This is a genomic window from uncultured Porphyromonas sp. (genome assembly GCF_947254915.1).
Classification (GTDB): Bacteria; Bacteroidota; Bacteroidia; order Bacteroidales; family Porphyromonadaceae; genus Porphyromonas.
On sequence record NZ_CAMYEZ010000078.1, the window covers coordinates 1 to 10,744 of the forward strand.

At 54.4% G+C, this 10,744-nt stretch carries 7 protein-coding genes and 1 tRNA gene; 2 read left to right on the plus strand and 6 right to left on the minus strand.

Annotated elements, in window-relative coordinates:
- The first annotated feature begins 52 nt into the window (after positions 1 to 52).
- A tRNA-Thr gene (locus Q0X57_RS05655) sits at positions 53 to 125 on the plus strand.
- Between the two features lie 256 nt (positions 126 to 381).
- Here the strand turns inward: Q0X57_RS05655 and Q0X57_RS05660 are convergent.
- Positions 382 to 3,417 carry a leucine-rich repeat protein gene (locus tag Q0X57_RS05660; protein ID WP_297728848.1) on the minus strand — a complete coding sequence of 1,012 codons (3,036 nt, stop codon included), beginning with the start codon at positions 3,415 to 3,417 and terminating at the stop codon, positions 382 to 384.
- Between the two features lie 549 nt (positions 3,418 to 3,966).
- On the opposite strand from Q0X57_RS05660, the gene Q0X57_RS05665 reads away from it, so the two are divergent.
- Positions 3,967 to 4,743 carry a murein L,D-transpeptidase catalytic domain family protein gene (locus Q0X57_RS05665; protein WP_297728851.1) on the plus strand — a complete coding sequence of 259 codons (777 nt, stop codon included), beginning with the start codon at positions 3,967 to 3,969 and terminating at the stop codon, positions 4,741 to 4,743.
- On the opposite strand, the gene Q0X57_RS05670 is transcribed toward Q0X57_RS05665, so the two are convergent.
- The 5 genes from Q0X57_RS05670 to Q0X57_RS05690 are packed head-to-tail and all read right to left on the minus strand — an operon-like array spanning position 4,740 to position 10,436.
- Positions 4,740 to 6,368 carry a glycosyltransferase gene (locus Q0X57_RS05670; protein WP_297728853.1) on the minus strand — a complete coding sequence of 543 codons (1,629 nt, stop codon included), beginning with the start codon at positions 6,366 to 6,368 and terminating at the stop codon, positions 4,740 to 4,742. The two genes, Q0X57_RS05665 and Q0X57_RS05670, sit on opposite strands and share 4 nt — an antisense overlap.
- A complete protein-coding gene (locus tag Q0X57_RS05675) occupies positions 6,361 to 6,960 on the minus strand; it encodes a peptidase (RefSeq protein ID WP_297728855.1) in 600 nt (199 codons plus the stop codon). Before Q0X57_RS05675 ends, Q0X57_RS05670 begins: the two co-directional genes overlap by 8 nt.
- Positions 6,953 to 7,768 carry a purine nucleoside phosphorylase I, inosine and guanosine-specific gene (locus Q0X57_RS05680; RefSeq protein WP_297728856.1) on the minus strand — a complete coding sequence of 272 codons (816 nt, stop codon included), beginning with the start codon at positions 7,766 to 7,768 and terminating at the stop codon, positions 6,953 to 6,955. The genes Q0X57_RS05675 and Q0X57_RS05680 overlap by 8 nt, the downstream gene beginning before the upstream one ends.
- A gap of 31 nt (positions 7,769 to 7,799) precedes the next feature.
- The gene (locus Q0X57_RS05685) at positions 7,800 to 9,071 is read right to left on the minus strand and encodes an amidohydrolase (RefSeq protein ID WP_297728858.1); all 1,272 of its coding nucleotides are present in this window, start codon (positions 9,069 to 9,071) and stop codon (positions 7,800 to 7,802) included.
- A 6-nt stretch (positions 9,072 to 9,077) separates the two neighbouring features.
- Positions 9,078 to 10,436: a dipeptidase gene (locus Q0X57_RS05690; RefSeq protein ID WP_297728860.1), complete on the minus strand. Its 1,359-nt coding sequence runs from the start codon at positions 10,434 to 10,436 to the stop codon at positions 9,078 to 9,080.
- Positions 10,437 to 10,744: the final 308 nt, after the last annotated feature.

A 10,744-nucleotide genomic window follows, 5' to 3' on the forward strand; every position in this document is an offset into this window, starting at 1 on the left:
CGCAGCAAGGGTAGCGGGTTGTAGCGGCGCGATGCGGTTTGCTCGCCCTTTTGCCTCTTTAGCTCAGTTGGTAGAGCACGTGATTTGTAATCTCGGGGTCGTTGGTTCGAGTCCGACAAGAGGCTCTCTCAAGGCTAGTCCTAGAGACCATATCTACAATTTATGAGCAGATTGCTAAGCTTAGCAGTCTGCTCGCTTTGTGTATACAGATCCGCCATCGCCTAGCGCAAGCCTTAGCATCTAGGCGATGCCTATAAAAAAGGTGGCGAGCACCTCACGATCGAGGGACTCGCCACCGTTTTCTTTTTCGGAAGAGAGCTCTACTTACTCACACATTAGAGGAGATCCTCCGTGTGATCTGAGAGCTTCTTGCCTCTAGACTTACTGCTTGACCACTAGACGGTCAGCACCAGACACGCGTACCACATAGGTACCAGCGGGATAGCTGGCAAGGCTGACCACAGCGCTACCCGTAGCGTCTGTACGAGCCGTACCAACGAGCGCACCCGTCAGGTCGTAGAGCTGGATGTTGCTATCAGCGCCTGCACCTACCACATGGAGTAGCTCCTGCGTGGGGTTCGGATAGAGCTGTATGTTGAGCGCATCGACGGCAGCGACAGCAAGAGTGGCATCCTCAACGATATGGCCAAAGATACTCCAACCCTTAGCCTTGCTGTAAGCCTCCTTAGCGCCTTCCTTAACATAGAGCGTAGCATCCTCGGGGGCGTAAATATCCTTAAAGGTTGCCTCATTGATGACGGGCGGCTCTACACTATAAGCGTAGACATTGCTGATAATCTGACAAGCAACAAACGTATTAGCCTCTATCGAGCAACCAGCTGGGATATGCACCTCCTTGAGTGCCGAAGCGAGTCCGAAGGCTCCCTTGCCAAAGGAAGTGCAACTAGGCATGTAAGGCACCTTCTCAAGCGAGCGGTCATAGTAAAATGCGGAGTCGCCGACCGAGACAAGCTGAGGTGTGACACCCTCTGCCCAACCGAACGACTTCATAGCCCCATTGTAGGTAAGTGCCATCGCATCGATACGCTCTAGCGATGCGGGGAGCGTCAGCTCCTTGAGCTTAGGATTGTAAGCTAGAGCGAGGCGCGTGATCTCCTTGAGCCCTTCTGGGAGAGCTAGCTTATCCCCCTGTTCGATCGTTTGATTGCCTACAGGTAGGAAGAGCAGCTTCGAGCCATCTGCCGTGTAGAGGACACCCTTGACACTCTTAAGAGCCGTATTGCCCGTGGCAACCTCGACATCCGTCAAGTGTATAGGAGTTAGGAAGGCTCCTGGCTGTATCGAAGTAACCTTAGCCCCTAGCGTGTAGCTGGTAGCCTTGAGACCCGATGGGTAAGCGATGAGCTTCGTCTGATCCTTGCTGTAGAGGACACCCTCTATCGTTGAGAATGACTTATTAGCCTCTGGCACGACAAACTTCGTCAGAGCCGTGCAGAAGAGGAATGCACGATCACCGATGGCCTTGACCTTATTATTGAGCTTCAGCGAAGTCATCTGGATGGCGCCCTCGAAGGCTAGCGGAGCAATGTAAGTCACCTCATCAGGTAGGACTGCATCACCCTCGGCCTGCCACTTGTATAGCACGCCATCGACGATCTCAGGCTTCTTATCCGTACTAGATGCTTTGCTGCAGACCATATTCACCTCGACATCCTCCTTGAGGCTCTCGATCGTGTAGGTCAGCTCACGATAGTTAGGCACCGTCTCATGACCGAGCTGCCACTCATCGACGGTGTAGCCCTCAGCGGGGTGTGCCGTAAAGACAAGCTTGCTACCAGCCTTGACTGCCTGACCCGTTTTGATCTCGACACCATTAGCCGTAGCGGTGAGCGTGCCAGTCTTCTCATTGAAAGAGGCAAACTTCACTCTAAAGCTCCCCTCGATACGGTCAAAGTCAACCTCTATCTCACGTGCATCGGGCACTTCGCAGCGATAGGTGGACTTACCATTCTGTCCCTCTATTGGCTTATACTTATCGCCACCGATCTCAATCTGCTCAAACCAGTCTCCGATGCGGTAGCCCTCCTTAGGCGTAGCGGTAAAGTTCAGCATCGTACCCACAGGCACACGAGCACCACGCTTCACCTCTGTACCGTCATCCAGTTTGCAGGTCAGTGTACCCATCTCTAGGTCTCGACTACGGAAGTAAACGTCAGCACCCTCTGGACGAGCCTCAAAGGTTACCTCGACATTTAGAGGACTGGTTAGGTCTTTGACCTCATAGAGTTGAGGGAACTTTGGATCTCCCTCAACAGCGACGACATCGCCATTGACACGCCACTCCTTGATCTGCCACTCAACTCTAGGGCTCGCCTTAAAGCTAACAGAAGAGTGCTCTAGGAGCATCTCACCATCCTGGACGTTTCGCGCTCCAGTCGTCCAGACCTCCAGCTGACCATCGCCTATAGCCTTATAGGTTACCTTGTAGCGTTGCTGTGTCCCTGCGGGAGCACCGACGATGATCTGGCACTTCTTCAGCTTCTGCGCTAGCTCCGTCTTGATCGCCTCGCTAGCGACATAGACAGTTGTCGTCTCCTTGTCAGACCAAAGTTTCTCTAGACCAGAAACCGAATTGCTCATGTGCAGGTCTACGACACGTAGCGAGCCCACACCGCTGAAAGATAACCAGTCCTTCTTGATACGCTCCAAGCGTGGCAGATAAAGCTCAGCGAGCTTAGTACAGTTGACAAAAGCACCTGAGCCAATCTCCTTAACGTAAGGTAACTCTAGACGCTCTAGTGCTCCACAGCCAAAGATAGCGTTGTCGCCGATAGCCTTGCACTCCTCGCCAAGGGTCACCTTCTGGACACCTCCCGCCAATACTCGTAGCACACCATCAGCACGGGAGATAAGTGCGCCCTTAGCTGCGAGGTAGTTAGCGCAACCCTCCTCGAGCGTTAGCGAGGTGAGGCTGGTACTGTTTTGGAAGGGGTTGCCCACGATAGACTCGAGCGACTTGCCCAGTGAGAGCGAGGTCAGTGCATTCGCATTTTCAAAGGCCTTCTCTCCGATTGTCTTGATCATCGGCAGATCGAGTGCCTCCAGAGCCGTACAACCCTCGAAGCTGTGGCTACCCACGCTCTCTAGCTTAGGAGCCTTGATGGTTTTGATACCTATGCAGCCCCTGAAGGCGTTGTCACCGATCTTTGTCACTCCGTTAAGGTCTACGCTGGTGATATCGGTATTGCTGACAGGGTCTGAGGAGCCCCATCCTTCAGGGTCATCGTCTCCAGGAGTGTAGAAGCAGTTTGCAGCAATCTCAGTCACCCCATCGGGTATCCGGATAGCTCCAGTCGCATCACCCCACGAGGTCAATACGTTACCCGACACCGTCTGCGCGGCAAGAGCCGTCGCCGAGAGGACGAGTAGCAGTAGTAAGTTTGTTATCCGATTCATAAAGTAATCTGTTAGTGAAACATTAAATAGTAGTGTACGGCAGCTCCCCAAAAACGATGCGGAGCTCCCTAGACTAAGCGCTGGGAGAATTTACAATCACTACAAAGCGCTAGAATGACAAAGATACAAAAAAGAGATTAGAAGTGAGAGGATAGAGATTAGAGAATTACGAGCTCCCTCAAACCTCTAATCTCAAATCTCTTCTCTACCGAGGAAATCGGAAAGCTCCACGGAGCAAACGAACTTTCCCCACGGAGGGCCGAAATGAAACTTCGGAAGAATGAAATGAAACTTCGGAAGAAGCAAATCAAAGTTCCGAAGAATTTTTTCGCTCCTCCGTAGAGGATTTCTATTTTATACTGAGGCATTTTCAATTTCCTCGAGGGTGTGGATTGAGTGGTGGTGATTGGTTGTCAGTGGCTGGCGGGCGGTTAGCTAGAGGCATCGGAGCTATCAGAGCCATCTGAGTGATCGGATTTCTAACTTCTAATCTCTAACGTCTAATCTCTTTTTCGTATCTTTGGCGCGTTAATGAGCCTTTTACTAGATATGCACACGCTTCACTGCCCTTCACTCAAATGGTTGATCCTCTTAATGATACTCGTGCCTAGCTATATGGCGGGATCCGACGTATCGCTGTGGGATATACCGCCTACGGGACACCGTGTGACGGTCGTACCCTCCTCGGCTGAGCGACAGCAGATCAATCAGCTTTACCAGCAGATGGGACTGGAGGGAAGGCTTTCGTTTGAAGCCTTTAGCCTAGGTGTGCGGGGGTACAATCAGATCCCCAACAAGCATCGCTCACGGCTTACCATTGTGGACTTCTCCAAGCCCTCGACTCAGGAGCGCATGTTTGTCATCGATATGGAGCAGGGCAAGCTCCTCTACGCTACGCTCTGTGCGCATGGACGTGGTAGCGGGGAGAACTACGCTACCTCTTTTTCCAATCAACCAGACTCACATCAGAGCTCTCTGGGCTTCTACCTAACCAATGAGACTTACACTGGGAGCAACGGCTACTCGCTACGTCTCGATGGACTGGAGCGTGGGTACAACGATCAGGCGCGAGCTCGTGCCATCGTCGTGCACGGTGCTGCCTATGTGAATGATCAGATCATCCGACAGGGACGTCTCGGACGTAGCTACGGTTGCCCTGCGGTGCCTCGTGCACTGGCGCGTCCGATTATTGATGCGATCAAGGGGGGAAGCGTCCTATACATCTACGCCAATCGTCCTGACTACCTTGCCCAGAGCTTAGTACCTCGCTCCCAGATGGATCCTACCCTCACCAATCAGGACAGTCGCACGCAGCTGGTCAACTAGCTCAGCGTCATCATCTGACGGTAAGCCTCTATATAATAGTCGTAATAGTGTGTCCAGAGCGCTTGGGAGGCGGTCTGTTGAGCTTGCTTGTAGCACGTCTTTGGGAGCCCTGCGGTAGCTTGCTCTAGAATCATTGCTAGAGCTTGCGTCACAAAGGCGTCGTCATGGTCACGACGTGGGATAACCTGCACGCCGTGCTGCAGGCTATCTGTAGCAGGCTCGCCATAAAGATCGAGGATAGCCTGACCAAAGCCAGACAAGTCGGTCGTCACCGTCGGCACGCCATAGGCGATGCTCTCCAGTGGTGTGTAGCCCCACGGCTCATAGTACGAGGGGAAGAGCGTCAGATCGAGGGCGCTCAGCAGATCATAATAAGGAAGGTCTAGGATGCCGTCGTGACCATCGAGGTAGGTGGGCACGAAGATTGGGTAGATGCGCTGCGCCGTCGCTCCTCTCTTGAAGAGTTCGCCGAGGCGTCCGGCGAGGGTGTCCTCCCGCAGGTTGTGTAGCCAATGCGTTAGGTAAGGGTACTCTAGCGGGGTCGTGCTACTCTCTGGGTTGGGATCGCTTAGTAGATAAGCAAGGTCAGCTCTTGGCTCGGCAACCCAAGCGGGATTGAAGAAGTAAAGGATGAGATCTGACGAAAGCTTCGCTTGCTGCTGGAGTAGACTTTCCAGCGAGTTGACGATGAGGTCGATCCCTTTGTTGCGATACTCGTAGCGTCCCGAGGTAGCGACGAGTGTCGTGCCCTTAGGATCAAAGGTTTTGCCATAGAGCTGGCTGGCAACGTCTATTAGTCGCTGACGAGCTTTCGTCTTAAAGCGGCTTGTGGACAATGCGTGGAAGCCATTCGGCAAGATCACCGGCGTGCGCTCCAAGAGCTGTGTACACTCCAGAGCGGTTACCTCGCTGACCGTCGCAAAGACGGTGGCGGTATGGGCGGCCACCTTCTCTAGCGCATGCTTCGCCTCAACATGCAGTTCGCTCGCCATCTGGTCTCCGTGGTAGCCCGCGAAGTATCGGTAAAGATCCTTGCCATTGCTACAGATAGAGCGCCCGACGGTCGTGGCGTGGGTGATGAAGAGCGAGCGCAGATTGGGCTGTTGCAGGCGATGATAGAGCAGTCCCATGCCAGTGATCCACTCATTATAAATAGCTATCGGCTGATTCCCAGGCAATGCGAGCTGTGGGGTCACAGCAAGCAGTGTCGCTGCCGCAGCAACGGCAAAGAGACAGGAGTCGTCATAGTCACCATAGCCGAGGTCGGACTGGATGCCGTACTGCTGCCACATGAGGTAGTAGAGTTGATTACGGACTGTGGCGAGCGGCTTGTAGTCCACGAGGATCGTTTGCGCTTCGCCCCCAGGCGTAAGCCAGTAGCCCTGCGTGATCGGTAGCTCTACACCCAGTAGCGAGATGTGACTAGGCAGGGTGATACAAAAGGTCTCCGCGCGAAAGTCTACCATCTCCTCCATCGGTCGAAGGCGGGGACCGACGAAAAGAACCTGCTCAGCCCCGTGGCGAAGCATCATTTCGCCCGCTCGTGACGAGAGGACGGTGTAGATGCCGCCCACCTTGTTGGCGACCTCCCACGAAACCTCCGAGATAAAGTATCGATCACTCATTACTTGCAGTGCGCTCTTCTAATGTAACCTGCAGATCGTACGCCACACGGCGACAATGCATCGGTAGCTCTTCGGCAGAGACATAGGAATCCAGCGTCTCCGTCAGCTTATCGGACAAAGGCTTCTCAGGCTGTCGCTTCGTATAGTTTGCGATGGTCAGGAGCGCTACGTAAAGCTTCGCCTCATCGGTGGCACTACCTGTGACAACCTCCTCCGCCCAGCGAATGGCTAGTGGTACGTATGATAGGAGGTTAAAGGCAAGCTGCTCTTGTAGCTCCACATTGGTCGCCTTCTCTAGGAAAGCCTCCACATCTTGCTCCGTGAGCTCCTCACGGGGGAAGAGCATTGTGGAGAGGATCAGCAGCTCCCGCACAGAGGTATCCCGCAGCGCCTCGGCAAGCTGTCGGGAAGGCTGGTACTGCGCAGCGAGCTCTAGGAGATAGCCTCGTGTCCAGCCCCAGTTATAGCGGTAGTCCAGTCCCGACTCCCGCATTGACTGCGCCACAGAGCCGTCCATACGTGTGCGGAGTGCAGCACGTATGGCGGCAAGCTGTGTGGCGATTGTCTCTTCGTCTATCGGAGAGCTAGGCACGGGCTATGAGCTCTGCGATGAGGGCACCCATACGCTTGGAGGCAGCATTGGCGGCAGCGACCACCTCGTCACCATCGTTCGTATAGTCTCCCTCGAAGTGCCACCCCTCGTTGGTGATGACCGACATGCCGAAGACACGGATACCCGCATGGCGAGCCACAATCACCTCAGGCGTCGTGCTCATGCCGACCGCATCAGCGCCTACAGTCTGCCAATACTTATACTCTGCTGGCGTTTCGTAGGAAGGACCCGTGAGGCTTACGTAGACACCCTTCTGGAGCGTCAGCTTTTGCTCCTGAGCAATGGTCTCAGCGAGCGCAATCAGCTCACGATCGTAAGCGCGCGTCATATCGGGGAAGCGGACACCAAAGTTCTCGTCGTTAGGACCAATGAGCGGGTTGGGAAGCATATTGATATGGTCTCTGATGATCATCAGGTCACCCACGTGGAAGTTCGGGTTAATGCCGCCAGCAGCGTTGGAGACGATCAGGATCTCGATGCCGAGGAGCTTCATCACCCGCACTGGCAGCGTGACCACCTCCATCGGGTAGCCCTCATAGTAGTGAAAGCGCCCCTGCATCGCCACCACGGGGACACCGCCCAGCGTGCCAGAGATGAAGTTGCCCTTGTGACCGATAGCGGTCGAGTGTGCGAAGTTAGGGATTTCGCTGTATGGGATGACGGTTGGGTTAGCGATTTCGTCGGCTAGATTGCCCAGACCGCTACCTAGTATGATGCCCACGCGGGGCTGTGCCGATATCTTGCTCTTGATATAGTCGGCTGCTTGCTGATATTTTTGAAAGTCCATAGTCTATGTTCGTTTGATAGTGAATAGGTCTTTACCCCTTACGGTGAAGTAAGTCGTGAGCCGTGCGACGAGCCATCTCGATGATGCGCTCCATGCCGACGATCTCACGGTCACGCATGAGGATCGCTCCGTCCACGATGGTCGTTGAGACGATCGTCGAGGAGCCTGCGTAGACGAGATTAGAAGTAAGATTGTGACAAGGCACCATGCTCGGCGCCTTGAGGTCTATGAGACAAAGGTCGGCTAGATAGCCCTCCTCAATGCGTCCGCCCTTGAGTCCCAGCATAGCGTAGCCCACCTCCGTTGCCGAGCGGTAAATGTCGGGAGCGCAGACCGCAGTCGGGTCGTAGCGCCACACCTTGCCCAGGAGCGAAGCCATACGCATAGCAATGTACATGTCCAGGTCGTTGCTCGAGGAGCAACCGTCCGTACCAATAGCCACAGGGATGCCCCGCTCCTTCATCTCTTCGTAGCGAAAGCGCCCACCACTGGCCAGCTTCATATTGCTCGCCGGGTTGTGCACGAGCGTACATCCGTGACGTGCTAGGATATCCAGCTCCTCATCGTCCAGCCATAAGCTGTGCGCCATAATGCAGCGAGGCGAGAGCGCATCGATCTGCTCTAGGTAACGGACAGGCGTCGTGCCATGCTCGGCAATACAGTCCTTCACCTCACGCTCTGTCTCGGAGAGGTGCAGGTGAATGGGGATCTCATGCTCCTCGGCAAACTCCTTCGCAAAGTGCAACTGATCACCCGAAACGGTGTAGATAGCGTGTGGTCCCACACTCCAGCCGATCCGCTCAGGGAGCTCCGCAAAGAGCTGCTCATAGCGGTAGCAGTTGTCGCGATCCAGCTGTGCCCGCTCGGCATCGCCACGGTCAAAGAGTGTGTAGCTCAGATTAGCCCTTATGCCCGTCTCCAGCACCGCACGAGCGGTCGCCTCAGGCGCTGTGTACATATCGAGGAAGCAGGTCGTCCCGCTCTGGATCATCTCCACACAGCCGAGCAAAGCGCCGACGTAGATATCCTCCTCCGTCATATGCGCCTCCACGGGCCAAATGTAATCCTCCAGCCAAGTCTGCAACGGCAGGTCATCGCCATACCCTCTGAAGAGCGTCATGGCACAGTGTGTGTGACCGTTGCAGAGTCCTGGCACGACAGCCTTGTCACGGCCGTCGAGGATGATCGTCTCTTCATCGATCGGGAGCAGATCAGTACCGATCTTGTCGATACGATTGTCCACGATCAGAAGGTCTTGCGTCGCCCCTCCTATGAGCGACTCCTTGATTAGTATGCTACTCATGCTTGTTTAGTTGAATAGTCGGTAAAACTCAGCCACCGCCTCGACACCCTTGCGGAAGACACCTACCGAAAAGCTCTCATTGGGCGAGTGAATCGCATCCTTCTCTAGACCAAAGCCCATCAATACCGTCTTAAGTCCGAGGATCTCCTCAAAAGCAGCAATAATCGGAATGCTACCGCCACTGCGTATCGCTAGCGGAGCCACCCCGTAAGCCTTCTCGACCGCCTGAGCAGCTGCTTGGTAAGCAGGTAGGTCTAGCGGACAGTAGTAGCCCGCACCGCCATGCATCGGCGTCACCTTCACATGGACAGACTTAGGAGCTATCTGCTCGATATACTCCTTCATCAGGCGGGAGATCTCCTCATGATCCTGATTAGCCACCAGACGGCAAGAGAGCTTAGCGTAAGCCTTCGAGGGGAGCACCGTCTTGGCACCTTCGCCCTGATAACCGCCCCATATACCGCACACGTCAAAGGAAGGACGGCAACTATTCCGCTCCAGCGTGATGTAGCCCTCCTCGCCTTGTGTCTCACGAATGTCTAGCGCACGGCAGTAATCCTCCTCGGAGAAGGGCACCTTGCGGATCATCGCACGCTCCTCGTCAGAGAGTGGTAGCACCTTGTCGTAGAAGCCCGGTACCGTGATACGTCCCTTGTCGTCTACGAGCTGAGCAATGATCTTGCACAATTCATTGATCGGGTTAGCGACAGCACCTCCGAAGTGACCCGAGTGCAGATCCCTATTGGGACCCGTCACCTCCACCTGCCAGTAGGCGAGACCACGCAGACCAGCCGTAATGCTCGGTGTCTCCTCGCTCAGCATCGTCGTGTCAGAGACGAGGATCACATCCGCTGCCAGCAGATCCTTGTGCTCACGGCAGAAAGGCGACAAGCTCCCTGAGCCAATCTCCTCCTCACCCTCGAAGATAAACTTCACATTGACCCCGACCAAGCCCAGTGCCTTAGCGGTCTCGAAGCCTTTGAGCTGGATCATGATCTGACCCTTGTCGTCATTAGCGCCACGAGCGTAGATGCGGCCATCGCGTATCTCAGGTTCGAAAGGCTGGCTCTCCCACAGCTCCAGAGGCTCCACGGGCATCACGTCATAGTGACCGTATACGAGGATCGTCTTCGTCGCTCCAGGCTGCTTATAGTGTCCGAAGACGATGGGGTTACCCTCCGAAGGCATCACCTCCGCCTCCTGCACGCCTAGTGAGAGCAGGTGGTCACGCAGATACTCGGCAGCACGCTGCATATCAGCCTTGTGCTCGCTCTGTGCGCTGATCGACGGGATACGCACGAGACCATACAAGTCCTCGTGAAAGCGGTCCTCATGCTCCACTATATACTCTTTGATATTTGCCATAATAACGTTTTCTTGTTTTTCAATTGCTCCGTAAAGATACAAAAAGCTCACGAGGAATTTCCCAATACCTCACGAGGAAACGAAAATTCCCCACGGAGGCGGAAAATAAAAGTTCGGAAGAATGAAATGAAACTTCGGAAGAATGAAATCAAAGTTCCGATGAATTTCTCCGTTTCTCCCTGGGAAATTCCATTTTCCTCGGTAGGAAAATCCATTTTCATACCTATGAAAATCCTCGCAGTACTGAAGCGCACAAAATCGAGTAGGTCAGGAAACGAAAGTTTTCTGACCTACTTTCGTTTCCTTCC